The organism is Mycobacterium sp. HM-7, assembly GCF_053852335.1.
Window position 1 is genome coordinate 3,763,408 of the sequence record NZ_CM132657.1, and the last position, 24,705, is coordinate 3,788,112.

Consider the following 24,705-nt stretch of genomic DNA (forward strand, 5'->3'; position numbering starts at 1 on the left):
TCCTTGACTAGTCGTTGGTTTCGACGATTGCTTGTTCAGGACAGTTCGTCATGGCATCGCGAACCGCGTCCTCGAGGCCGGGGCCGATCTCCGAGGGATCGGCGACCGCATAACCGTCGTCGGTCATGCTGAAGACATCGGGACACAACGTCAGGCACATGCCGTGGCCACGGCACCGGTCTTCGTCGACGACAACCTTCATGACGCACTCCCGGCGGGATCGAATTCGAGATGGAGATCGATGATGCCGCGCAGGATATAGGTCGGGATGTACTGGTACCGACGGTTTCCCGCGGGGCCGTGATGCGCCTCGGAGATCCGGATGTCCGAGGTCCGGTCCAGGAGCCGCTCCAGCGCCACGCGCGTCTCGGCCCGCGCCAGCGGCGCACCGGGGCAGCTGTGGATGCCGCGTCCGAATGCCAGGTGCTGGCGGGCGTTCTTGCGCTCAGCGTCGAAGGTGTCGGGATCCTCGAACCGCCGCGGGTCGCGGTTGGCCGCACCGTTGATCACCATCAGCGTGCAGCCGGCGCCGATCGGCTCGTCACCGATGGTGGTCGGCACGCGGGACAGCCGGAAGTCACCCTTCACCGGGCTCTCGATGCGCAGGCACTCCTCGATGAAGTTCGGGAGCAGACTGCGATCGCCGCGGAGCTTGGCCTGGATGTCAGGCTGCTCGCCGAGCACCTTCAGTGCCGTGCTGAGGAGCCGGACGGTGGTCTCCTGCCCGGCCGAGAACACGTTCGTCGCCACGCGCACCACATCGTCCACCGTCGGCATGGTCCCGTCCGGGAACGTCGCGTTGGCAAGGCCCGAGAGCACATCGTCGCGAGGCTCGCGGCGGCGATCTTCCACGTACACGGCGAAGGCCTCGTAGAGATACTCGAAAGGCGTTTTGGAGAGCGTCTTGTCGTCGGTGCTGCCGAGGCCGCCACCATGCGTGCCCTTCGCGAGGCGCTCGAGCAGTTCGGGGCAGTCCTCGTCGGGAACACCGAGCAGGTCGGCGATGACGCGCAGCGTGAACGGCCCGGCGAAGCCCTTGATGAACTCGCCCGCGCCGGGAGCCAGGAACTCCTCCAGCATGTCGTCGGCGATCCGCCACATCGCGTCCTCGTTCTCCTTGAGGCGCTTCGGGGTGATCAACCGCATCAACAGCGCACGGTGATTGGTGTGCGTCGGCGGGTCCAGCGTCGGCAACTGGTCGCTGTACGGAATCTCGTCACGGTGCTTCACGATGAGCTCGGTGACAGCTTCCCCTTCCAGGCCCTCGAGCGGCACCGGAAAGCCCGGGAACGGACCGGTCACCGAGATGCATGACGAGAACGTGTCGGCGTCGTTGTAGACGTCGACCGCCTCCTGCCAGCCGGTGACCATCGTGACGCCGTAGTGCTCTTCGCGGGCCACCGGGCACTTGTTGCGCAGTGCCTCGTAAAACGGGTACGGGTCGTCGGTCAACCGATCATCCCGGAAGAAATCGACCGCGGTGAGGTCTTCCGACACGCGTCCTCCATTCCAAGCAGACTCCGATGAGAATAGCATTCTCATTCTTGATGATTAGATTTCCACAGGTGCTCGCCGGCGTCAATGCAGCTCCCCTGTTACTGGATCGGTTCCTCACCGAGCACAGTGGTTCGCAGCATTTCGCGCGGCGATTCCGGGTCGTAAGGCGCCGCACGATGCAGCACGCCACTGTTGTCCCAGATGACGGTGTCCCCGACAGACCACGTGTGGCTGTAGATCTTGTCGGGAACCGTTGCGCGCTCGAGGAGTTCGGCGAGCAGGGCGCGCCCCTCGTCCAGATCCATCCCCACGATGTAGTCCGCGGACGCACCGAGAACCAGCGACTTGCGGCCGCTGAGATGCGTCCAGATCAGCGGGTGCTCGTGCGTCGGCCGGGCTCGCCACGCCGCCAGCATCTCGGACGACGGGTCCGGAGTGACGCGGCGTTGGGACGCCTCCAGTGAATGCACCACGCGCAACTGCCCGAAGCGGGCTTGTTCGTCGTCGCTCAACGCGTCATATGCACCATAGGAATTGGCGAACTCCGTCTCGCCGCCGCTGGCCGCCACCGCGACGGCCGAGAGCACCGTCGCCTTCTGCGGGCAGGTGTCCCCGACGGGCGTGCAGCCGTCAATGTGCCAGTCGAAGGTCGCGCGCAGGTACGCCGCCGAGGCGTTCTTGGACGTGTCGAGGGTGATCGGATAGATGCCCGCGATCGGATGGTGGCCGTCCGACGAATGATCGACGGCACCGAGCCGGCGACAGAACGCGACCTGGTCTTCGGGATCGAGTTGCAGATCCCGGAAGACCAGAACACCGTTGTCCTCCAAGGCATCCAGCACGGCTGCGGCCAGTGTGTCATCGGCCGCCAATCGCCCCGCATCGACGCCGGTCACCTCGGCCCCGACTGCCGAAGTGAGCTTGCCCAGCGTCAGCAGACTCATGGCACCGGCGCCCCGACACGATTCATGACGGCATCGGCGGAGTCGGCGGGCTTCTGCGTGCCGAAGATCTCGACCGCCATCGAGACCATGACCATCGAATAGATGAGGTGCAGCAGGTTGAGGGCGTCCTCCGGCAGGTCGTCGAGCCCGAACTTGTCGCAGTAATCGATCGCCTCTTCGAAGCGGGGGGTGAACGCGTCGTAGAACTCCCGGATCTCGACCATCGGGGTGTTCAGGCGCATTTCCCAGCGTTCGGGTTCGGTTGCCAGGCACCACTTCTCGGCAAACGACTCGAACTCGGCGAACGCGCTGGGCAGTTTCGCTCTCGCCATGATCACACCCCCACCGGGGCGCGCTGAGCCTGGTATTCCTCGACCCAGTCGACCGACACCTTGTGCAGATGACGCACCAGGATCTCCTGATCGGACAGCGGGTAGTCATCGACGATGTCGTACTCCAGCGCCGCCTGGGTCCCGCCGAGCATGCCCGCGTCCTGGAGTGCGAACTCTTTGAGCACCACCGAGGCGACCTCGTGCTCGATGCGCTCGCGCACTGAACGCGCCGGGTGAAATGCGTTGTACGCCTCGAACTTATGGGTGTTGTGCGACGTCGGCCAGTAGCGGTACAGCAGATACCAACCGTGGTAGATCAGGATCTCCAGGTTGGGGAAGATCTGGAAGTTGGTGATGCCCCATGGTTCGATACCGCCCGGGTTGAGGCCGGCCGAGAAATGGGTTTCCGGGGTGCGCCAGGGCCCGACCAGTCCGCTGCGGGTGACCCGTTCCACGGGATACATGTAGTCGGGGTCGAGCTTCCAGCGGCGGGTCCCCGCGGTCGACACCAGCCGGTGCGGGCCGTCGATCTGGAAGTGCCCACATTCGAAGGAGGCGTTGGGTTGACGCACCGCGCTCGGCACCTGCTGGGAGTGCAGCGACGGTACGTGGTAGTACTCCTGGAACGCGTCGGCGAAGATCTTCCAGTTGCTGTTGTTCTCCGCCGCGAAGTCGTACCGCTCGGTCATCAACCCGAACGGGTAGTCGTCGAGCGCCGTGATCATCGGGCCGAGGAACTCGCGCAGGCTCCACTGCGGCTCCGGATCGAAGTTGATGAAGATGAAGCCGTTCCACACGTCGCAGTGCACGGGCTTGAGCCCGTACCGGGAACTGTCCAGCCCGAAGAACTCCCCCTCCTGCTGGACGAACGTCAGCTCGCCCTTGAGGTCGTAGCGCCAGCCGTGGTACTTGCAGGTGAACTGCCGGCAGCCGCCCTTGGTTTCTTCGTTCGGGAAATCGTTCCACACCAGCTTGTTTCCGCGGTGGCGGCAGATGTTGTAGAAGGCGCGGATCTGTTCGTCCTTGCCCTTCACCACGATCACCGATGTCCTCGCCGCGTCGATCTCTTTGGTGAAGTAGCTGCCGACCCGCGGCACCTCCTCGATGCGCCCGACGTTGAGCCACGCGCGTTTGAAGACCGCCTCACGTTCGAGTTCGTAGAACTCCGGCGAGATCGAGTCACGGAAGGAAATCGGCCCGGTGCCGAGCTCGGGATAGTGTTCGGTCCAGCTGCCTTCTGCCGGCTTGGGCCACTTAGCCATGATTTCCTCCTCGAAGTGGTTGCGTCACATCGTCTTCCGTCACATCACTGACCCGCCGTTGACACCGAGGGTCTGCCCGGTGATGAAGCCGGCCTCTGGCGAACACAGGAAGCCGACCGCCGCGGCGATGTCGTCGCCGGTACCGAGGTGGCCCACCGGGATGCTGGCCGCCATCTGCTCGTTGGGCGGCAGATTTCCGGCCGCCTGCGATTGGTGCTGCATGGGTGTCTCGATGCCCGACGGCGGCACGTTGTTGACGGTGATGCCCACCGGGCCATATTCGCGGGCAAGCGATTTCGTCAGTGACAGCAGAGCGCCCTTGGATGCGGCGTAGTGTGCCATCCCCGGCGACCCACGCTGCGCACTGGACGACGAGATCATCACGATGCGTCCCCAGCCCGCCTCCAGCATGTCGGGTACCGCGACCTGACAACAGTGGAACGTGCCGGTGAGGTTCACGTCGATCAGCCGCTGCCAGGACTGGACGGTGATATCGGTGAACGCCGCGAAGTCCACCACGCCGGCGCTGGTGACCAGGATGTGCACAGGCCCGAATTCACTGCGCACCTTGGCGAAGGCGTCTTCCACCGACGCACGGTCGCCGACGTCCACGGCGATCCCGAGCGCCTCCACCCCGTCGGCGCGCAGGTTTTCGGCAACCCGCTCCGCCGCGGCACTGTTCAGGTCCAGGACGGCGACCTTGTGTCCCCGCCGACCCAACTCGTGACAGGTCGCCTCCCCCATGCCCGACGCCCCACCGGTCACCACAGCCACGCGTGTCATGTGCACTCCTACTCGTAAACCACTCGAACGGTCTTGCTGGTGGGCAGAGACTGGCAGGTCAGCACCCAGCCGTCGGCGACCTCGTCGTCGTCGAGCGCATCGTTGTTGAGCATGCGCGCGCTGCCTTCGACGATGCGGGCCATACACGTTCCGCAGGAACCGGTTTCGCACGATGACGGCGCACGCAGCCCGGCGATGCGGGCCGTCTGCAACAGCGTGTTGCCCGCCCGGTAGGCCACGGTCGTCGTGCGGCGGTCGAGTTCGATGGTGATGTCCTCGGTCACCGACTCGGCCGCATCGGCAGCGGTGACCGCGGCGACCTGGAAGCGCTCCAGGTGAATTCGGCTGCGCGGCGTTCCGGTCTGCATGACGGCGGATTCCACCGCGTCCATGAACGGTGCCGGCCCGCAGATGTAGTACTCCGCATCGCCGGCATCGGCGATGAAGGATGCGATGGCCTCCGGCTGCACGACGCCGTCGACGTCGTCGAGGTGGTGACGCACCGTCAGCCGGTCGGGATGCGATTCCGCCAGCGCGCCAAGGGAATCCGCGAAGATCACCGAGTCGCGACTGCGATTGGCGTAGAACAGCCGGATGCGGCGCGAGGTCCCCGCCAACGCGGCGCCGATCAGTGAATAGATCGGCGTGATGCCACTGCCACCGGCGAAGGCGATGATGTCGCACTCCCCCTCACCCAGGACGAATCGCCCTTCCGGCGGGGCGGCATCGATGCGGTCACCGGCCGCGGCGGTGTCGTTCAGCCAGTTCGAGACGAGCCCGCCGCCGTCCCGCTTGACGGTGATCTGTAGGTCGTCCCCGTTGTGCGGGGACGACGACATCGAGTAGCACCGCCGGTGTTGGTCCCCGGCCACCTGCACCCGCAAGGTCAGGAATTGCCCTGCCTGGTAACGGAATCGGGGCGCGCAGTCCGCCGGGATGTCGAGAACCAGCGACACCGCGTCACCGGTTTCCCGCACCACCCGCTTGATACGCAGTGACGCGAAGTCGTCCACAAGATCAGCCATCCCCTCGACAGTATCAAGTACTTGTTATTGATATCAAGTGGTTGATACTCATTCCGTTGATCCCGCGGCCAGGGTGCAAAAAGACGAGTGAGGGGCGCCGTGAGCGCAGGCTCAATGAGAAATGAGCTCAGTCCCCGACGTGATCGTCGATGAGCTTGTGCCCGGTGCCCTGCTCGACGACGCGTGTCAGCAGGCGCTTGAGCGTTTCCTGCTCATCGGAGGTGAGGACACCGAACACCGCTTCGTGCGCTTCGACAGCATCACTGACGACCGCGGACGCGGTCTCTCGCCCCTGCTCGGTCAGAAATGCCTGCAGGATCCGGGCATGTTGCGGATCCGGCTTGCGCTCCACCAGCCCGCGGTCCTCGAGCGACTTCAACGCCAACTGCACGCCCTGCGGGGTGATGAGCAAGCGGCGCGCCAGATCGGCACCGGACAGGCCGGGCTCGTTGGAAAGTTGGCGCAGCACACCGATCTGCGCCGTGCTGACGCCGTGGCTACTGACGGCCTCGTTCACCGAAGTCAGGGAGAAGTAGAACGCCTGCTTGAGGTGCCAGAGGAGGTTCTGGTCCAGGTCCACTACGCACCTCCATCGACCTGCTTGTAGATCTGCCCTTCTTTCATCACGAAGCGCACGTCCAGCGTACTGGCGATATCGCGCGACACGTCGCCGGGCACGGCGATGATGTCCGCACGGTAGCCCGGGGCCAGGCGCCCGAGATCGTCGTCGGCGTCGATGAGTTCGGCGCTGGTGACGGTGGCGGCGCGGATGGCCTGCATGGGCGTCATGCCGCGGGCGACAAGTGCGCACAACTCCTTCGCGTTCTGCCCGTGCGGCACGGCCGGCGCGTCGGTGCCACAGGCGATGCGGACGCCGGCCGCGATCGCCTTCGGCAACATCGCTTGCGCCTGCGGGAACACCACCTCGGCCTTCTTGCGCAGCTCCGGTGCGATCCGATCGATGGCCATGGCCTCGGTCAGATAGGTGGTCGAAACCAAGAATGTGCCGGTGTCGGCCATCAACTGGATCGTGTCGTCGGTCGCGAGGAAGCCGTGCTCGATGCAGTCGATCCCGGCGCGGATGCAGGCCCGAATCGCACTGTCCCCCACCGCGTGTGCGGCCACCCGCACTCCCGCACGGTGCGCTTCGTCGGCGATCGCGGCGAACTCGTCGTCGGAGTACTGCTGCGCACCCGGAGCAGTACTGTGCGACATCACCCCACCCGAAGCCGACACCTTGATCAACTTGGCGCCGTGGCGGACCTGGTAACGCACGCAGGCCCGGACCTCGTCGACGCCGTTGGCGATGCCCTCTCCGACGGACAACGGCATGATGCCCGGCGCCAGGCGCTGGAACACCGTCGGGTCGAGATGGCCGCCGTACGGCGTCACCGCATGCCCGGCCGGGTAGATCCGGGGACCGATGTGCCAGCCCTGCTCGATGGCCCGCATGAGCGCGACGTCCAGGAGATACCCACCCGTCTTGACCATGAGGCCGAGGTTGCGCACGGTGGTGAACCCGGCCTCCAGGGTGGTCCGGGCGTTCACGGCGCCGCGCAGCGTGCGATACGCCGGATCGTCCTGCACGCCGTGCATCGGACTCGGCAGTCCCTCCGGCCCACCGGGGCCGCCGATGAGCAGGTTGAGCTCCATGTCCATCAGTCCCGGCAGCAACGTGACGTCACCGAGGTCGAGAACTTCCGCCGAATCCGGCACTGGTTCATCAGGATTGACGGCCTTGATGCGGTTGTCCTCGACCACGATGACGGCCGGTGACCGCACTTCGCCGGTGTCGACGTCGGCCCAGCGGGCGGCCCGCAGAACAGTAAGTACCGTCATGGGACCGGTTCGTAGACGCAGTCGAGCTTGGTGGCCCCCGAGTCGGGAACTCGAGGCTGTTTCCAGCACTCGACGGGGAACGACACCATGATCATGGAATAGAGCAGGTGCATGAGGTTCAGGACGTCCTCGGGCATGTCATCGAGGCTGAACTTGTCACAGAACGCGATGGCATCTTCGGCCCGCGGCGTGATCGCGTCGTAGAACGCCTGCATCTCTGGCATGGAGCTGCCCAGGCGCTTGGCGTAGCGCTGGGCTTCGGTCGGTAGGCACCATTCGGAAAACGTTTCCAGGTCGGCGAATTCGGCCGGCAGTCGCACAGTCACGGTCACACCCCCGCGGTCTTGCGCTGGTAGTCCTCGATCCAGGCGGCAGTTTCGTGGTGTAGGTGCCGGATCAGTACTTCCTGGTCGCACAACAGGAACTCGTTGACGGTGCGGGATTCGATCATGGATTGCGTTGCCTCGAGCGTGTTGGCGTCCTGCAGGCCGTACTCCTTGAACGTCACCGCCGCGAGTTCCTGCCCGATGCGTTCGCGTGGAGTGCGGGGCTGCGGGAAGTACAGGGTGCATTCGAAGAGATGGGTGTTGTACGACGTCGGCCAGTAATGATAAGTCAGATACCAGCCCTGGCCCCAGAACAGCACGACGAAGTTCGGGAACAACTGGAACGAATCCAGGCCCCACGGATCGCATTTCGCCGGATTGAGGCCGACTGGCATCTCCCCCAGATCGGGCGAATCCCACGGCCCGAACAGGCCGCTCTGGCAGATGTCCTCCATGGGCTTGCGCATCTCGGCGCCCATCTCCCAGACCCGCACCCCGGAGGTGCTGACCAGCCGGTGTGGTCCGTCGATGCGGTAGTGCGGCGCTTCGAACCCGGCCTGGGCCGCAGCCTTCGAATAGTTGGTCGGCGACTGGTTCGCGTGTAGTACCGGTGCGTGGTAGAACTCCTGGAACGCATCCATGTAGAGCTTCCAATTCGCTTTGACCTCAGAGCGATAGGTGAATTTCGAGGTCAGTTTCTCGAATGGATACCCTTCCAAGCCCAAGATCATGGGGCCGAGAAAATCGCGCAGCGACTGCTCCGGTTCGGGTGCGAAGTTGACGAAGATGAAGCCTTCCCAGACATCGCAGTGCACGGGCACCAACCCGTACCGGTCCTTGTCCAGGTCGAAGAACTCGCCCTCCTGCTGGACGAACGTCAGGTTGCCATCGAGGTCGTAACGCCACGCGTGGTACTTGCAGGTGAATTGCTTGCAGAAGCCCTTGGTCTCCTCCAGCGGCATGTCGTTCCACACCAACTTGTTGCCACGGTGCCGGCAGATGTTGTGAAAGGCCTTCACCTCGCCTGCGTTGTTGCGCACCACGATGATCGAGGTGTTCACCACCTTGAGTTCTTTGGTGAAGTAACTACCCTTGCGCGGGAGTTGTTCAACGCGACCGACATTCAGCCACGCTCGCTTGAACACCGCCTTGCGTTCGATCTCGAACTGCTCGGGACTGATCGAGTCCCCGTACGAGACCGGATCGGTTCCCAACCGCGGATAGTGTTCGGTCCAACTGCCCTCGGGTGGCTTGGGGAACCGGGCCATGGCGCACTCCTCATCGACGTCACTACACAGCCGACGGTATCTGCCCGATGCCTCAATGACAAGTAGTTGATACTCGTGTCGCCGGGCGGCGGCGTCAGGGGAACTTGATCGCAGACACGTACATGTCCACCACCGGCCGGAACAGGTCGATACCGTCGAGCTCGTTGCTCAAGACAATTGCATCGCTGGTGGCGAGGAGAATCTGGGCGAACGTGGATGCGGGGATCAGCAGTGTCCCACCCAAGCGGTCGACACCCTCGACGATGAAGCCGGCCAACGCGTCGACCACCTCACATCGCCTGGCCGCCAACCGTTCCCGCACCTCGGGGTTGCGCAGCAGGTACAAGGTGAACTCGTATCCCAAGGCGGCATGCTCGGCGCCACGGCCACGACTGAGTTCGAGCCAGCGCTCGGCGATCTCGTCGCGCTCGTGCGCTCCGACGCGCTCCGACCTCGACATCACTTCCGCAAATTTGTCGAAGTACTGGCGCCAGTAGCGGTCGTTGACCGCCAGGAACAGATCCTCTTTGGTGGCGAAGTGCTTGTAGATCGCCCCCTTGGTGTAGCCGGCCACCGACGCGATCTCATCGAGAGTCGCAGGCGCAAAACCTTTTTCAGCGAACACGTCCTCAGCCGCATCCAGCAGCAGCGAACGCGTGTGTTCCAGTCGTCGCTCCCGCGTCCAACGCTCCACCATGAAAAAATTCTGCCACAGATTCCAAGATTCCTATTGGAAACTGAGATACCGGTGGGTATCTTCAAGACGACACGAACTCGAGGAGGCCTCGTGAGTGAAATGCTGAGCAAGAAATCCACTGTCACCGAGTCGCTGGGCGGAACCGCGAATCTCGGTGGCAACCAAGCCCCGTCGAAGCCCGTCAAGATCTGGGCGTTCTTCGGCGGTGCCCTGCTGCTGCTCCAGATTTACGTCTGGACCCGCTGGGTCACCGGGCCCTATTTCGTCCGCATACCCGGTGGACCGACGGACCCGCCCACGTTCATGAAGGTCATGCTGATGGTGAACTGCGCCTTCATGGTGGTGGGCTTCCCCGCCGCCGTGTGGTGGTTCCTCATCAGGCCGTGGCTTCGCGAGCGGCGCATCACGCTCGACGGCATGCTCTTCGTGTCATGCGCCCTGTTCTTCTTCCAGGATCCGCTGCTCAACTACACAAATACGTGGTGCACGTACAACATGTGGCTCTGGAACCAAGGCTCGTGGACGTCACACATCCCGGGTTGGGTCTCTCCTGAATCGCCGGGACACCAAGTGGGCGAACCACTTCCGATCAACCTCCCGGGTTACGGACTGGTCCTGGTCACCCTTATGGTCGGCTGCTGGGCGATGCGCAAGATCAAGTCGCGCTGGCCGAACATCAGCAACTTCCGGCTGATCGTGGCGACATACGCGTTCTGCTTCTTCTTCGACTTCGTCATGGAGGGACTGATCCTGCTGCCGATCGGGTTGTTCGTCTACCCCGGCGCGATTCGAGCAGTGTCGTTCAACGCCGGCACCTACTACCAATGGCCCGTCTACGAAGGGCTCATGTGGGGCGCCGTCATGACCGCGCTGTGTTGTCTGCGGTTCTTCACCGACGACCGCGGCCGCACCGTCGTCGAACGCGGACTCGACAACGTCCGCGGCGGCGTCTTCCGGCAGCAGGGGGTCAGGTTCCTGGCGATCTTCGCCGCCTGCAGCGCCGCGTTCTTCTTCCTCTACAACGTGCCCGCCCAGTGGTTCGGCCTGCACGCCGATCCGTGGCCCGAGGACGTCCAGAAGCGTTCGTATTTCAGCCAGAGTGTCTGCGACGAGCACACGCCCTGCCCGAACCCGGTGCTGCCCATACCGACCAAGCGCTCCGGCTACATCGACGTCGACGGCAAGCTCGTCCTCCCACCGGGTAAAGACATGCCCAAGGACGCTCTCGTACAAATCGGGAAGTGACACCACATGAGTGATCTGTCGCAGAAGAAGGCGGTCGTCACCGAACCGCTCAGTGGGGCAGCCCTCGGGTCGCCCAGCAAGGTCACGCCCGTACGCATCTGGGCCGCGGTCGGCGGCTTGATCCTGGCGTTCCAGCTCTATGTCTGGACCCGGTGGGTGACCGGACCGAACTTCGAGCGCGTACCGGCGGGCCCGAGCGACCCGCCGACGTACATGAAGGCCATCCTGTTCACCTGGACGGGCGTGATCATCGTCGGCCTGCCGGTCGCGGTGTGGTGGTTCATCATCCGGCCCTGGCGGCGCGAGCGGCGCATCACGCTCGACGGCATGCTGTTGATCGCCTGCGGCCTGCTGTTCTTCCAGGACCCGTTGCTGAACTACGTCAACACATGGAGCACCTACAACACCTGGATGTGGAACCGGGGTTCGTGGGTGCAGGACATTCCCGGCTGGATGTCATTCGGCGAGCCCGGCCGCATGATGGCCGAGCCGTTCCTGATGAACGCGCCGGGCTATTGCTTCGTGCTGCTGTGCACCATGCTCGGCTGTTGGGTGATGCGCAAGGCAAAGGCGAAGTGGCCCAACATCAATACCCTGGGCCTCATCGGCGTCGTCATCGTGTGGACGTTCTTCTTCGACTTCGTCATCGAGGGACTGTTCCTCATGCCGATGGGGTTGTTCACCTATCCCGGTGCCATCCGCGCCTTGTCGGTCAATCCGGGCACCTACTACCAGTGGCCCGTGTACGAGGGCCTGATGTGGGGCGGCGTGCAGGCGGGCCTGTGCTGCCTGCGGTACTTCACCGACGACCGCGGCCGCACCTTCGTCGAACGCGGGCTGGACAGCGTCCGCGGCGGCTTTGTGAGGCAACAGATCACGCGCTTCCTGGCGATCTTCGCCGCCTGCAGCGCGTTCTTCTTCGTCATGTACAACCTGCCCGCCCAGTGGTTCGCCATGCACCAGGACCCCTGGCCGGAAGATCTGTTGAAGCGCTCGTACTTCCTCATGGGCGTCTGCGGCGACGGCACCGACCGGGCCTGTCCTGATCCCTCGATCCCGATTCCGCTGCAGAACTCCAGTTACGTCGACATCCATGGCCACTTGGTGATCCCGGACGGCGTCACGATTCCGAAACTCGTTCCTGTCGAGAAGGGCAAATGACTTGTTGAACAACACTTCCGCAGTTGTCAGACCGGTGCCGAACGCGCCGTTCTACCGCGCTGTCGGTGACGAGGTGGAGGTCTTCCACGCGGCTGCTCGGCGAGGTCTGCCGGTGCTGCTGAAAGGTCCGACGGGATGCGGTAAGACGCGCTTCGTCGAAGCGATGGCGCACGAGCTCGGACGGGACCTCATCACCGTCGCCGGGCATGAAGACATGACATCGGCGGACCTGGTCGGCCGGTTCCTGTTGAAGGGTGGCGAAACCGTCTGGGTGGACGGACCTTTGACGCGGGCGGTGCGTGAAGGTGCGATCTGCTATCTGGACGAGATCGTGGAGGCGCGCCAGGACACCACTGTCGTCATCCATCCGCTGGCCGACCACCGCCGTGAACTGCCGGTGGACCGGCTCGGCGTCACGTTGCCCGCGGCACCGGGTTTCCAGCTGGTCATCTCCTACAACCCCGGTTATCAGAGCGTCTTGAAGAACATCAAGGAATCGACGCGGCAACGGTTCGTCGCCATCGAACTCGACTTCCCGCCGGCTGCTGCCGAGACGGAAATCGTGATGCACGAAGCCGGTATCGACGCCGAAACAGCGCGCAGTTTGGTCAAATTCGGTAGCGCCATCCGGAACCTGGACGGCTCACCCCTTCGGGAAGTCGCTTCCACCCGCATGTTGATCCTGGCCGGCGAACTCGTCGCCGAGGGGCTCAGCATGCGTAGCGCTGTCCAGTCGGCAGTCGTCAAGGTGCTCTCCGACGACCACGACATCGTTCGCGCCCTCGGCGAGCTCGCGGACGCCGTCCTCCCCCGGTCGTGACCGATCCCACCGGCCCCGCGCAGTTTCGGCTCCTCGCCACACATGTCGCGGGCCGACCGGTCGACACCGCCGAGGCGCGAGCGGGTGACGCCGCGTACACCGACGGCCAGGTCATCTACGTCTCCGCGGCGCCGCCGGCACAGCAGCGCAACGAGGTGCTGGTGCAGAGCGCGCTGCTCGGCGCGGGCAGCCTCGATGCACCGCTGCTGAAGGCCATCCGCGGCCGCCCCGCCGTCGCACGCCGCTACCTGGCGTTGGAAGGTCGCCGAGTCCTGGCCGAGCTGGCCACCGAGCTCCCACTCGCTGCCGAACTCGACCCCGGCGAAGCCAGCACGGCCAACGCCGACGAGTCCCTGCGAATCGCGAAGGGCCGCAAGACCGTCGACGATGCACCAGACTGGTTTGGCGTCATCAAACCTGCTCGGCTGCTGGCCTCGCCGGTGGGTCCAGGCGCGCGACCCACCGACAACGACCTCCAGCTGACGTTCGAAGTTCCGGATCTCCGAGAGGAACCGGACGACGAAGACCAAGACGAAGAAGGCGAATCCGAGGACAGCAAGATTCTCAAGCTGTTCGAGGCACCGGTGGTCGGCTCCCGTTTGGTGTCCGATTTCCTGTCCAAACTGTTCGGAAGTTCGAAGTCGAAGGGCGACGACGCTGCCGGCGCCGAGATGCAGATCGGCAGCGTGCGGCGCGTCGGTACGGCCGGCCCGAACGCACGCCCGCTGCCCACGCAAATCCGGTTCACCGACGACCGTCGCCCCGGTGCCACCGTGGGAGTCGGGGGCGCCTTGCACCCCGAGTGGGACGTCTTCGCGGGTCGGTACAAAGAGGACTGGTGCCGGGTCATCGATTTTCCGTTGACCGCCGCCGCCGACGTGTCGGCGGCCGGAGTGCCGCACGACGACGTGCTGCGGCGGCGCTTGTCGCGAATCGGCCTCGGACCCAAAGTTCTTCGAGCTCGGGCCGACGGCGACGAGCTGGACATCGAAGCGCTGATCGACCTGTTCGTCGACCTGCGCTCCGGTTTCTCCCCGCCTGAGCACGTGTATCTGGAGCAGCGCAAGCTCTCCCGTAATCTGGGCGTGCTCATCCTGGTCGACGCCTCGGGTTCGGCGACCGAAACCGACGCCGACGGCCTGGCCGTTCATGAACACCAACGCCGTGCGGCTGCCACCATGGCCGCCGTGCTCGAAGAACTCGGTGACCGCGTGGCGGTCTACGGTTTCCGGTCCCAGGGTCGGCATGCGGTTCACCTACCCGCGATCAAACCGTTCGAGCAACGGTTCGGCGCCGTGGGTCGGGCGCGACTGAATCAGCTTGAACCGTCCGGCTATACGCGGCTCGGCGCCGCCATCCGGGGTGCGGGCGAGATCCTCAAGGACCAAGCGGGTACGCCCAACCGGCTGCTCCTCGTCCTGTCCGACGGATTTCCCTACGATGACGGCTACGAAGGCCGTTACGCCGAATCCGACGCACACAAGGCTCTCGAAGAGCTGCGCATGGACGGCGTTGCCTGCCTGTGCCTTTCGATCGGCGGCGCGAGCGAGACCGAGTCGCTCGAACGGGTCTTCGGCTCCGCCAGCTTCGCCAGCGCCGGCACGCTGGCAGACCTGAGCCCGCGGATGGATGAGTTGTTCCTGTCGTCCCTGCGGGAGCTGGCCGCACCGAAGCCGGCCGGCAGTTAAGCATATCAAGTACTTAACATTTGTCTCGTGGTGCGATATGACTAGATGGACGACTATCGCGTCATGAGGGCAAATGAGTGGGGTATTTGTGATCGACGTTGCGCGCCTGGCCGATTGGATGGACCGGGCGGAGCTTCCCGGCGCGCATGAACCGCTCGAGGCCACGTACCTGTCCGGCGGTACTCAGAACGTCATCTATCGGATCGACCGTGGCGACCACACCTGCGTGCTCCGCATGCCTCCACCGGAGGCGCCGGCCGACCGGGACAAGGGCATCTTGCGGGAATGGCGGATCATCGAAGCCCTCGACGGTACCGATGTGCCGCACACGGCGGCCGTCGGAGTGTGTGCGGACGCCACCGTGCTCGGCCGGCCGTTCTATTTGATGGGTCACGTCGACGGGTGGTCGCCGATGGACCAACACGGCACATGGCCAGAGCCCTTCGACAGCGACGTGGCAGCACGTGCCGAACTGTCCTACCAATTGGCCGAAGGCATTGCGCTGCTGTCCAAGGTCGACTGGAAAGCCAAGGGGCTGGCCGATCTCGGCCGCCCCGACGGCTTCCACGAGCGTCAGGTCGATCGCTGGACCGCCTTTTTCGAGCGCATCAAAGGCCGTGAGATCGACGGTCTCGACATCACCACCGAGTGGCTGCGCGGTCACCGGCCTCTCGACTTCATCCCCGGCTTGATGCACGGTGACTACCAGTTCGCCAACGTGATGTACCGGCACGGCGCACCGGCGGCGATGGCCGCGATTGTCGATTGGGAGATGGGTACGGTCGGCGACCCCAAGCTCGATCTCGGGTGGATGGTGCAGAGCTGGCCGGAGAACGCCGAGATGCCATCGGCGATGAACTACGTCGACATGCGTGGAATGCCCTCGCGGACAGCGGTCGTCGACCACTACGCCGAGGTTTCCGGGCGCCAGGTCGACGATCTGGACTACTACGTGGTGCTCGCCAAATGGAAGCTGGCGATCGTGTTGGAGCAGGGTTTCCAGCGGGCGGGTGACAACCAGAAACTCCTCGCCTACGGGCCCGTCATCATCGACCTGATGCGGGAAGCGGCCGAGCTCGCCGAGTCCAGCGACTACCGGTGAAGGCCGCCGTCTGCCCCGGCTACGGGCCACCGGAGGTGATCCGGGTCGAGGACGTCCCGGCGCCCACCCTGTCCGCCGGACAGGTCCGGGTCCGGGTTCACGTGGCCGCGGTGAATTTCCCCGACGTGCTGTTCATCGCGAACCAATACCAGGTCAGCGTGCCGATACCTTTCATTCCCGGCAGCGAATTCGCCGGCGTTGTCACCGAAGTAGCCGATCCCGCAGGCGGTTTCGTGGTCGGCGACCGCGTTTGCGGCGCAGCGTTGCACGGTGCGTTCGCCGAGGAAGTGACCGCACCCACGCACGGACTGACCCGAATCCCGGACGACATCGACGACCGCACGGCCTCGGCTTTCGGCGTTGCCCACGGCACCGCCTACCACGCGCTGCGATCGGCGGCCCAGGTTGGCCCAGGCATGGACCTGGTGGTCCTCGGTGCCGGCGGCGGCGTCGGGCTGGCCACTGTGCAACTCGGAGTTCTCCTCGGCGCGACGGTCACGGCGGTGGCATCGTCGGACGAAAAGCTCTCGGTAGCAGCGTCATACGGCGCCACTCACGTGGTGAATCACCGTACTTCCGACCTGCGCGGCGCCTTGCGTGACGCCGTCCCGGACGGCGCGCACGCGGTCATCGACCCGGTGGGAGGCGACTTGGCCGAAGCGGCGCTGCGCTCGCTGCGGCCCGGCGGCCGCTTCGTCACCGTCGGGTTCGCGTCGGGAGTCATCCCCCGCATCCCGCTCAACCTGGTGCTCATCAAAGGCGCACACGTCATCGGATTCCAGCTCCGCGACATCCCACCCGACGAATTCGACCGCAACCGAACGGAACTCGCCGATCTCCTGGCCGGTGGGCGGATCGTCCCTCACATCGGCGCCGTCTACCCCCTCGACGACGCCGCCCAGGCTCTCCGCCTGGTCGCCGACGGCATGGCCGTCGGCAAAGTGCTCATCCAGGTGGTCGACTAACTCGCCGGGACCAGGTCGGCGGCGACCGAGGCCATCATGCCGATGCGGAACGTCTCGACAGAGTTCACCGCCCGCCGGATGCCACAGGCGGCGAGTGCCTGCGACTTGAATGCTCTTGCCGCAGCGCTCAACTCATGATGGACGGTGTCGATGCCGTGCAACTCGTCTGGGCACGCCTCGCCCCACAGCGTCACCTCGGTCTGGCCGGCCGCCAGGGCCGCCAGGACTCCCCCGCGCACCCGGGCGTCGGTGTCGAACAGGTGGGCCGCGACGGCCACCGTCTGCGGGTGCGGGCGGGTCACGCCCTCGATGAACGCAGACTCGAGATCCGCGGCCCGGACGCCCAGGATCTGCAGTGGGCGGTCATCCTCGTCGCAATCAGCGATCAAGACAGTGACGTCCCAGCCCGCGGTCACCCGGTCGAACAACCAGCCGCCGGCATTCTCGACGGCCTCCGCGACCGTAGCGGCCACGACGTCGAGGCGGTACCTCATCAGGGGACCGTCGGAGCGAGCTCCCGGCGCAACGACTGCACGTAGTCCTTGAACACGTCGGTCACGGGCATCGAAGGATCGAGTAACCATAATGTCTCCATTCCGTTGACAAAGGCCAAAATCTGCACCGCCTTGACGGCGGGGTCCATGTCGCTGCGATACCGGCCTGCCTCTTGGGCTTCCCGGATGCCATCGCTGAGGATTCCGAGCGCGGCCTGGTAGCGCCGAAGCATGCGATCGTGCAACGGGGCGTCGGGCAGGATGTTCTCGATCAACAGCACTGCGAAGGTGCCGACGAGTTCCGGCGAGCGCTCGAACCGCTCCGGCACATGCATCAGTTCTTCGATCAGGTCCCCGCTGCGATCGGCGTGGGCGTCATCGTCGGCGTCGCGGGCGTCGAGCACTGCGTGCAGCAGCTGCTCCTTCGATTCGAAATGGTGCAGCAGGCCGGCAGGCGTCACCCCCGCCTCGCGGGCGATCTGCGCCAACGATGTACTGCGCCAACCATTTCGAGCAAGCAGGCGCTGCGCGACCTCGAGGATGCGCGCCTTACGGTCGTCACCTTTGGCGAAGAGCGCGGCATAGGGGCGAGGCTCCGTCACGCCCGCTCCCTTCGACCAAACCAACCTAGTGAACACACAGTAGGTTGGTTTTAGCGGTGTGACAAGGGTCTCAGCGAAATTGATTCCGGCGAGCGGTCACAGCCCGAGCGATTTGGCGATGATCAGTTTCATCACCTCGCTCGTACCTGCGTAGATACGTGCGACGCGGGCGTTCATGTACAGGCGCGTGATCGGGTACTCGAGCATGTATCCGTAGCCACCGAACAACTGGACGCAGCGATCGACCACACGGGCCTGAACCTCGGTACAGAACAACTTCACCCGGGCGGCGTCGGCACCGGACAGCTCCCCCGCATTCAGCTCGGAGACGGCCTTGTCCACCATGGTCTGGGCCGCCTCGATCTCGGCCGACATCGCGGCGAGCTCGAACTTGGTGTTCTGGAACGAGGCCACCGGGGTACCGAATGCCTTGCGCTCCTTGACGTAATCGATGGTCGTCGCCACCGCGGCGCGCGCCTGGCACACGGATCCGACGGCGACCGTCATCCGCTCCTGCGGCAAGTTGTGGCCGAGGTAGCCGAACGCCTCGCCTTCCTCTCCCAGCAGATTGGTGACGGGCACCCGCACATCGGTGAAGGCGAGTTCGACGGTGTCCTGCTCCTTGCAGCCCATCTTGTCGAGTACACGGCCCTTTTCGAATCCCGGCATGCCGTCCTCGACGACGATCAGCGACAGTCCCCTCCGCCGGTTCTCCGGGTCGGTCGACGTACGGGCAACCACGATCACCAGATCGGCCAGCAGCCCGCCCGTGATGAAAGTCTTGGCGCCGTTGAGCACGTAGCTGTCGCCGTCCCGGACCGCGGTGGTGCGCACCCCGGCGAGGTCGGAGCCCGTGCCGGGCTCGGTCATCGCAACGGCCGTCAGCAGCGTGCCGGCCGCCAGGCCCGGAAACCACCGGGCGCGCTGTTCGTCGTTGGCGTAGTGCAGGAAGTACGGCAGGATCACGTCGAGCTGCGTACGCACCGTCGACAGTGTCACCAGGGCGCGTGCGGCCTCCTCCTGCAGGACCACGTTGTAGCGGTAGTCGGGCAGGCCCGAGCCGCCGTACTCCTCGGGGATGGCCATCCCGAGCATGCCCAGCGCGCCCATCTGCTCGAAGATCGAACGGGGCATCTGGCCGGCCTTCTCCCAATCGGCGAAGCAGGGCGCCACCTCCTTGGTGACGAAGTCACGGACCAACTTGCGGAAAGCCTCGTGGTCCTCGGTGAACAGGTCGCGGCGCATCAAGACTCCAATCTGGGCACGGCCCATCGGCCGGTGAACGTCGGTTCGCGTTTGGCGGCAAAGGCCGCATACGCCTCCGCGGAGTCCGCGGTGGCGAAGTTGACCGCTTGAGCGCGGGATTCGTTGGCCAGTGCTTCGCGCATCGTGGCGTCGGCGCCCTGGTTGAGCAAGGCCTTGGCCTGGCCGAGTGCGACCGGCGGACCCGCTACCAAACGTGCCGCGAGATCATCGACGAAGCCGTCGATCTCCGCACCGGAGACCACCCAGGTCACCAGGTTCAGCGCCTGCGCCTCATCGGCGTCGATCGTATCGGCCAGGAGCACAAGTCTCTTGGCCTGCTGCAGACCGACGATCTTCGGTAGCAGCCACGAGCCGCCGAGGTCCAGCGACAGCCCGCGCTTCGAAAAAATCTGGGAGAACCGCGATTCCGGGGTGGCGACCACGAAGTCGCAACCGAGCGCCAGGTTCCAGCCCGCGCCGACGGCGACGCCGGTCACCTTGGCGATGGTGGGCAGCGACAGCTCATGCAGCGCCACGGCGACATCGGTGAGCTTCTGCAGTTTGCGCAGCGGGTGGATGTCCTCGGGCTCCGAGATGTCCGCCCCCGAGCAGAACGCGCCCCCGGCGCCGGTGAGTACCACCGCCCGCAGCCCGGGGTCACGGTCCGCGGCACGCAGTTCCTCGGCCAGGCGCACCCACAGCTCGGGGTTGATGGCGTTCTTGCGTTCTGGACGGTTCAGCGTCAAAGTGCGCACGCCATCCCGGTTCTCGCACAGCAGCACACTCATCCGATCGCACCGCACCCGCGCAGCCCGGCGATCTCCTCACCGGTGTACCCGAGTTCGGCCAGGATGGTGTCGGTGTGCTGACCCAGACCGGGCACCGCACCCATCGGGAACTCGAAGCCTTCGATGATGGGCGGCGGCAGGATGGCGTCGATGGGCCCGGCGGGGGTATCGACCCGACGCCAGCGGTCGCGCTCGGAAAGTTGCGGGTGTTCCAGCACCTCGCTGGGCCGGTTGTAGCGGGAGTTGCCGATGCCGGCGTCGTCGGCGATTTTCTGGATGTCCGCCAGATCGTTGGTGGCGCACCATGATCCGATCGCTTCGTTGAGCACCTCGCGGTGTTCGCACCGCCCGGAGTTGGTGGCGAATCTGGCGTCGTCGGCGAGGTCGGGGCGCACAATGATGTCACGCGCCAGGCGCTGCCATTCTCGGTCGTTGGTGGTGCCCAGCACCACGGTCTGGCCGTCGGCCGTGGCGAACGCCCCGTAGGGCGACACCGCGGGCGAGCTCATGCCCAGCGGCTGCTGGTCGATGCCGGAATGCTGGGTATAGGTGAGCGGATACCCCATCAGTTCGGCCATGGTGTCGAACAGGCTGACGTTCACCGCCGCGCCGCGGCGCGACCGGCCGTCACGCGAAAACAGCAGCGCCAGAATCGATAGCGCCGAATACAGCCCCGATGAGATGTCTGCCACGGGCGGGCCGGGCTTGGCCGGCGCGCCGGGTTGTCCGGTGATCGCACATGTCCCCGACTCGGCTTGCACCAGCAGGTCATAGGCCCGCTTATGGGACAGCGGTCCGCCGGCCCCGTAACCGTCGATCTCGACGGCGATCACGTCGGGATGCGACTGCGCGAGGTCGGCGGGTGAAATACCCAGTCGCGCAGTGGCACCCGGGGCCAGGTTGGACACCAGGACGTCGGCGCGGTCCAGGAGCCGGTCCAAGACGGCCAGGCCGCCATCCGTCTTCAGATCGAGTGTCACCGATTCCTTGCCGCGATTGGCCCAGACGAAATGCGCCGCTTGGCCGTTCACGACATCGTCGTAGTGGCGGGCGAAGTCCCCGCCGTTGGGGTTCTCCACCTTGATGACGCGCGCGCCGAAGTCTGCGAGGGTCCGGGTACACATCGGCGCCGACACGGCCTGTTCGAGGGCGATCACCGTCACGCCCGAAAGTGGTGCTGGGTTTGACCTCCCGGTCGGTTCGCTTCTGCCCCCGGGGGTCACATCACCATCCCGCCGTCCACCGGCAGCACCTGGCCGGTGATGTACGACGCGGCATCAGAGGCCATGAAGACGAACGCACCGGCGACCTCGTCGGGGTCGGCCCAGCGCTTCATCGGGATACGGTTCATCATGTTCGCCGCGAACTTCTCGTTGGTGCGGATGGTCTCGGTCATCGGCGTGGCCGCGAGCGGGGCCAGCGCGTTGACCGTGATGCTCTTGATCGCCAGTTCGCGCGCAAGCGATTTCGTGAAGCCGATGATGCCGGCCTTGGCTGCCGAATAGTTCACCTGGCCGAGGGTTCCGGTCAGCCCGGCCGCTGACGTGACATTGACGATGCGTCCGGTGCCGTCCGTCGGAAGGTAGGACAATGCCGCCTGCGTGACGTTGAACGCCCCCATCACGTGAATGTCGAAGAGCAGCCGGAAGGCGTCCTGCGTCGTCTTCTCGAACATCGCCGGCTTGGTGACGCCGGCGTTGTTGATCAGGATGTGCAGCTTTCCGTCGCCCAGCGCCGCCGCCTGCGCAACGGCGGCGTCCGCCGAGTCACGGTCGGACACATCGAGCGCGGCAGACTCGGCGCGGCCACCGGACTCCGAAATACGTTCGGCCACAGCCGCTGCCGCATCTTTGTCGAGATCGGTGACCAGCACGGCGGCTCCCGCGGCCGCCAGGGCGCCCGCCACCGCCGACCCGATGCCACCGGCTGCGCCGGTGACCAGTGCCGCGCGGCCGGTCAGGTCGAAATACGTCCTCATCAGTAGCACTCCATCTCAATAACTACGGGGCAGGCCGAGCACGTGTTCGCCGAGGAAGTTCAGGATCATCTCCTGGCTCACCGGTGCGATCTTCATCAGGCGGGATTCCCGGAAGTACCGCGATACGTGGTACTCCTCGGAATATCCCATGCCGCCGTGCAATTGCAGGGCCCGGTCGGCGGCGGCGAATCCCGCGTCAGCACACAGGTATTTCGCGGTATTCGCCTCGCGCCCACAAGGTTTCCCGTTGTCGTAGAGCCACGTCGCCTTGCGCAGGATCAGCTCGGCCGCATCGAGCCGGGCCAGCGAGTCGGCCAGCGGGAACTGCAGCCCCTGGTTCATACCGATGGGGCGGTTGAACACGGTGCGCTCGTTGCCGTACTTGACGGCCTTCTCCAGCGCGACGCGTCCGATACCGAGTGCTTCGGCGGCGATGAGCATCCGTTCCGGGTTGAGCCCGTCGAGGATGTACTTGAACCCCTGACCTTCCTCGCCGACCCGGTGCGCCTCCGGCACGATGAGGTCGTCGATGAAGACCTCGTTGGAGCTGACGGCGTTGCGGCCCATCTTGCGAATCGGCCGGATGTCCACGTGGTTGCGGTCGAGATCGGTCAGGAACAGCGTCATGCCGTCGGTCTTCTTGGTGACCTCGTCATACGGGGTGGTGCGGGTCAGCAGCAGGATTTTCTCGGACTCGATGGCCTTGGAAATCCAGACCTTTCGGCCGTTGATGCGATACTTGTCACCTTCACGCTTCGCGAACGTCGTGATCCGCGAGGTGTCCAGCCCGGCACCGGGTTCGGTGACGCCGAAGCACACGTGCAGATCGCCGTTGACGATCCGCGGCAGCGTCTCCTTCTTCATCTCCTCGGAACCGTGCTTGACGACCGGCTGCATACCGAAGATCGACAGGTGAATGGCGCTGGCGCCGTTCATCGCCGCGCCGGACCGGGCGACCTCCTCGAGGAGCAGCGTCGCCTCCGTGATGCCCAGGCCATGCCCGCCGTACTCCTCCGGAATGGTCATACCCAGCCAACCGCCCTTGGCGATGGCGTCGTAGAACTCCTGCGGGAATTCGTGTGCCTGGTCCTTCTCCATCCAGTAGTGGTCGTCGAACTTGGCCGCCAACTGCGCCACCGATGACCTGATGAGCTCCTGATCCTCGGACAGCGCGAAGTTCATGCCGGATGACATCAACTGTTGGCCTCCGCAGCCGCGTGCAGCGCTTCGCCGCGAGCGCCCTGGGCGTGATGACTGAGCGCCTGGATGGAGACGTCGTGCCCCTCGGCCGCCTTGCGTAGCGCGCCCACGGTGGCCTGCTCCCGCGAAATGTGCTGGAACGGATCGAAGTTGTACCAGCGCATCGCGTTCTCGTGGGTGATCTTGTTGATCTCGTCGTCGGGAACACTGTTGGCGGACAGCACTTCCCACAGTTCTTCGGGCGCTCCCGGCCACATCGAATCGCTGTGTGGGTAGTCGGCTTCCCAGCAGATGTTGTCGATGCCGATGTCGTTGCGCAGCGCGACACCCACCGGGTCGCTGATGAAGCACGTCAGGAAGTGCTCACGGAATACTTCGCTGGGCACCTTTCCCTTGAAGTCCTGCTTGGTCCAGGTCGAGTGCATCTCGTAGGTGCGGTCGGCACGCTCGAGGAAGTACGGAATCCACCCGGTGCCGCCCTCGGACAGCGCGATCTTGAGGTCGGGGTATTCCTTGATGGGCCGCGACCACAGCAGGTCGGCGGCAGCCTGCACGATATTCATGGGCTGCAGGGTGATCATGACGTCCAGCGGGGCGTCGGGCGCGGTGATGACCAGCTTGCCCGAGGAGCCGATGTGGATGTTCATCACCATTCCGGTGTCCGACAACGCTTCCCACAGCGGATTCCAATAGGAATCGTGGAAGCTGGGGTATCCCATGGCCGCCGGGTTCTCGGTGAACGTCAGGGCGTGCACGCCCTTCTTCGCGACGCGCCGCACCTCCTGCGCGCACTTCTCGGCATTCCAGATCACCGGGATGGCCATCGGGATGAAGCGGGCCGGGTAGGCGCCGCACCACTCGTCGATGTGCCAGTCGTTGTAGGCCTGCACGAGCGCCAGCGAGAAGTCCTCATCCTCGGTGGCGAACAGTCGGCCCGCGAAACCGGGGAACGATGGGAAACAGATCGAGCCCAGGATGCCGCCGGCATTCATGTCCTTGACGCGCTCGTCGACGTTGTAGCAGCCGGGCCGGATTTCATCGAGGCCCTGCGGTTCCAGCCCGTACTCCTCCTTGGGCCGGCCGGCGACCGCGTTGAGCGCGACGTTGGGAATGACGACGTCGCGGAACTTCCACATGTCACTGCCGTCGGGGTTGTGCACCAGGCGGGGCGCGTCCTCGAGGTACTTCGCGGGGAGGTGGTTCTGGAACATGTCCGGCGGCTCGACCAGGTGGTCGTCCACGCTGATGAGGATCATGTCTTCCTTCTTCATTACAGCCCTTCCTCCCGCTCAGTTCTCTATGAATGAAAACTAGCTTCTCTCTTTGCGAGAATCAACGTTCACAACGATAAATGCCAGCCCACCAGGCAACACAACAGTCGAAATGCGGTCCGGCGTTGACCCCGGCGGCGAAACGTGCAAATCTATTAGTCAGAAATGAGAAT

26 protein-coding genes are annotated in these 24,705 nt (G+C 64.9%); 6 read left to right on the forward strand and 20 right to left on the reverse strand.

Features of this window, described 5'->3' with window-relative positions; genetic code table 11:
• Positions 1 to 7: 7 nt before the first annotated feature.
• From ACWW1C_RS18095 to ACWW1C_RS18150, 12 genes are all read right to left on the reverse strand, one after another.
• A complete protein-coding gene (locus ACWW1C_RS18095) occupies positions 8 to 202 on the reverse strand; it encodes a ferredoxin (protein ID WP_020102582.1) in 195 nt (64 codons plus the stop codon).
• Positions 199 to 1,497 (reverse strand): cytochrome P450, encoded by a 1,299-nt coding sequence (locus tag ACWW1C_RS18100; protein WP_455979668.1) that lies wholly within the window; start codon positions 1,495 to 1,497, stop codon positions 199 to 201. Before ACWW1C_RS18100 ends, ACWW1C_RS18095 begins: the two co-directional genes overlap by 4 nt.
• Positions 1,498 to 1,595: 98 nt before the next feature.
• Positions 1,596 to 2,441, reverse strand: a complete 846-nt coding sequence (locus tag ACWW1C_RS18105) for a TauD/TfdA dioxygenase family protein (RefSeq protein ID WP_455979669.1) — start codon at positions 2,439 to 2,441, stop codon at positions 1,596 to 1,598.
• Complete coding sequence (locus tag ACWW1C_RS18110) at positions 2,438 to 2,773, reverse strand: hypothetical protein (RefSeq protein ID WP_455979670.1); 336 nt, start codon at positions 2,771 to 2,773, stop codon at positions 2,438 to 2,440. Before ACWW1C_RS18110 ends, ACWW1C_RS18105 begins: the two co-directional genes overlap by 4 nt.
• Positions 2,774 to 2,775: 2 nt before the next feature.
• Entirely contained in the window at positions 2,776 to 4,035 is a 1,260-nt protein-coding gene (locus ACWW1C_RS18115; RefSeq protein ID WP_455979671.1) for an aromatic ring-hydroxylating oxygenase subunit alpha, read from the reverse strand.
• A gap of 39 nt (positions 4,036 to 4,074) precedes the next feature.
• Positions 4,075 to 4,818 carry an SDR family NAD(P)-dependent oxidoreductase gene (locus tag ACWW1C_RS18120; RefSeq protein WP_455979672.1) on the reverse strand — a complete coding sequence of 248 codons (744 nt, stop codon included), beginning with the start codon at positions 4,816 to 4,818 and terminating at the stop codon, positions 4,075 to 4,077.
• Positions 4,819 to 4,826: 8 nt separating this feature from the next.
• On the reverse strand, positions 4,827 to 5,843 hold the full coding sequence (locus ACWW1C_RS18125; protein WP_455979673.1) for a 2Fe-2S iron-sulfur cluster-binding protein: 1,017 nt from the start codon (positions 5,841 to 5,843) through the stop codon (positions 4,827 to 4,829).
• Between the two features lie 127 nt (positions 5,844 to 5,970).
• On the reverse strand, positions 5,971 to 6,423 hold the full coding sequence (locus ACWW1C_RS18130) for a MarR family winged helix-turn-helix transcriptional regulator (RefSeq protein WP_455979674.1): 453 nt from the start codon (positions 6,421 to 6,423) through the stop codon (positions 5,971 to 5,973).
• Positions 6,423 to 7,682 (reverse strand): amidohydrolase family protein, encoded by a 1,260-nt coding sequence (locus ACWW1C_RS18135; RefSeq protein ID WP_455979675.1) that lies wholly within the window; start codon positions 7,680 to 7,682, stop codon positions 6,423 to 6,425. The genes ACWW1C_RS18130 and ACWW1C_RS18135 overlap by 1 nt, the downstream gene beginning before the upstream one ends.
• Entirely contained in the window at positions 7,679 to 8,008 is a 330-nt protein-coding gene (locus ACWW1C_RS18140) for a hypothetical protein (RefSeq protein ID WP_455979676.1), read from the reverse strand. The genes ACWW1C_RS18135 and ACWW1C_RS18140 overlap by 4 nt, the downstream gene beginning before the upstream one ends.
• 2 nt (positions 8,009 to 8,010) lie before the next feature.
• Complete coding sequence (locus ACWW1C_RS18145) at positions 8,011 to 9,276, reverse strand: aromatic ring-hydroxylating oxygenase subunit alpha (protein ID WP_455979677.1); 1,266 nt, start codon at positions 9,274 to 9,276, stop codon at positions 8,011 to 8,013.
• A 94-nt stretch (positions 9,277 to 9,370) separates the two neighbouring features.
• On the reverse strand, positions 9,371 to 9,973 hold the full coding sequence (locus ACWW1C_RS18150; protein WP_455979678.1) for a TetR/AcrR family transcriptional regulator: 603 nt from the start codon (positions 9,971 to 9,973) through the stop codon (positions 9,371 to 9,373).
• Positions 9,974 to 10,063: 90 nt separating this feature from the next.
• On the opposite strand from ACWW1C_RS18150, the gene ACWW1C_RS18155 reads away from it, so the two are divergent.
• The 6 genes from ACWW1C_RS18155 to ACWW1C_RS18180 all read left to right on the forward strand — a co-directional run bounded on the left by ACWW1C_RS18155 (position 10,064) and on the right by ACWW1C_RS18180 (position 16,954).
• Positions 10,064 to 11,218, forward strand: a complete 1,155-nt coding sequence (locus ACWW1C_RS18155) for a spirocyclase AveC family protein (RefSeq protein WP_455979679.1) — start codon at positions 10,064 to 10,066, stop codon at positions 11,216 to 11,218.
• Positions 11,219 to 11,224: 6 nt separating this feature from the next.
• Entirely contained in the window at positions 11,225 to 12,379 is a 1,155-nt protein-coding gene (locus tag ACWW1C_RS18160; protein ID WP_455979680.1) for a spirocyclase AveC family protein, read from the forward strand.
• 1 nt (position 12,380) lies between these two features.
• Positions 12,381 to 13,199 (forward strand): AAA family ATPase, encoded by an 819-nt coding sequence (locus ACWW1C_RS18165; RefSeq protein WP_455979681.1) that lies wholly within the window; start codon positions 12,381 to 12,383, stop codon positions 13,197 to 13,199.
• On the forward strand, positions 13,196 to 14,887 hold the full coding sequence (locus tag ACWW1C_RS18170; protein ID WP_455979682.1) for a VWA domain-containing protein: 1,692 nt from the start codon (positions 13,196 to 13,198) through the stop codon (positions 14,885 to 14,887). The genes ACWW1C_RS18165 and ACWW1C_RS18170 overlap by 4 nt, the downstream gene beginning before the upstream one ends.
• Positions 14,888 to 14,960: 73 nt before the next feature.
• On the forward strand, positions 14,961 to 15,989 hold the full coding sequence (locus tag ACWW1C_RS18175; RefSeq protein WP_455979683.1) for a phosphotransferase: 1,029 nt from the start codon (positions 14,961 to 14,963) through the stop codon (positions 15,987 to 15,989).
• Positions 15,986 to 16,954: an NADPH:quinone oxidoreductase family protein gene (locus ACWW1C_RS18180; RefSeq protein WP_455979684.1), complete on the forward strand. Its 969-nt coding sequence runs from the start codon at positions 15,986 to 15,988 to the stop codon at positions 16,952 to 16,954. Before ACWW1C_RS18175 ends, ACWW1C_RS18180 begins: the two co-directional genes overlap by 4 nt.
• On the opposite strand, the gene ACWW1C_RS18185 is transcribed toward ACWW1C_RS18180, so the two are convergent.
• The 8 genes from ACWW1C_RS18185 to ACWW1C_RS18220 all read right to left on the reverse strand — a co-directional run bounded on the left by ACWW1C_RS18185 (position 16,951) and on the right by ACWW1C_RS18220 (position 24,532).
• Complete coding sequence (locus tag ACWW1C_RS18185) at positions 16,951 to 17,448, reverse strand: hypothetical protein (RefSeq protein ID WP_455979685.1); 498 nt, start codon at positions 17,446 to 17,448, stop codon at positions 16,951 to 16,953. The genes ACWW1C_RS18180 and ACWW1C_RS18185 overlap by 4 nt on opposite strands.
• Complete coding sequence (locus tag ACWW1C_RS18190) at positions 17,448 to 18,050, reverse strand: TetR/AcrR family transcriptional regulator (protein ID WP_455979686.1); 603 nt, start codon at positions 18,048 to 18,050, stop codon at positions 17,448 to 17,450. The genes ACWW1C_RS18185 and ACWW1C_RS18190 overlap by 1 nt, the downstream gene beginning before the upstream one ends.
• 96 nt (positions 18,051 to 18,146) lie before the next feature.
• Complete coding sequence (locus ACWW1C_RS18195; RefSeq protein ID WP_455979687.1) at positions 18,147 to 19,295, reverse strand: acyl-CoA dehydrogenase family protein; 1,149 nt, start codon at positions 19,293 to 19,295, stop codon at positions 18,147 to 18,149.
• Positions 19,295 to 20,083: an enoyl-CoA hydratase/isomerase family protein gene (locus ACWW1C_RS18200; protein WP_455979688.1), complete on the reverse strand. Its 789-nt coding sequence runs from the start codon at positions 20,081 to 20,083 to the stop codon at positions 19,295 to 19,297. Before ACWW1C_RS18200 ends, ACWW1C_RS18195 begins: the two co-directional genes overlap by 1 nt.
• The gene (locus ACWW1C_RS18205; protein ID WP_455984345.1) at positions 20,080 to 21,207 is read right to left on the reverse strand and encodes a CaiB/BaiF CoA transferase family protein; all 1,128 of its coding nucleotides are present in this window, start codon (positions 21,205 to 21,207) and stop codon (positions 20,080 to 20,082) included. Before ACWW1C_RS18205 ends, ACWW1C_RS18200 begins: the two co-directional genes overlap by 4 nt.
• 95 nt (positions 21,208 to 21,302) lie before the next feature.
• On the reverse strand, positions 21,303 to 22,061 hold the full coding sequence (locus tag ACWW1C_RS18210) for an SDR family NAD(P)-dependent oxidoreductase (protein ID WP_455979689.1): 759 nt from the start codon (positions 22,059 to 22,061) through the stop codon (positions 21,303 to 21,305).
• Between the two features lie 15 nt (positions 22,062 to 22,076).
• On the reverse strand, positions 22,077 to 23,255 hold the full coding sequence (locus tag ACWW1C_RS18215; RefSeq protein ID WP_455979690.1) for an acyl-CoA dehydrogenase family protein: 1,179 nt from the start codon (positions 23,253 to 23,255) through the stop codon (positions 22,077 to 22,079).
• A complete protein-coding gene (locus ACWW1C_RS18220; protein WP_455979691.1) occupies positions 23,255 to 24,532 on the reverse strand; it encodes an amidohydrolase family protein in 1,278 nt (425 codons plus the stop codon). The genes ACWW1C_RS18215 and ACWW1C_RS18220 overlap by 1 nt, the downstream gene beginning before the upstream one ends.
• Positions 24,533 to 24,705 lie beyond the last annotated feature (173 nt).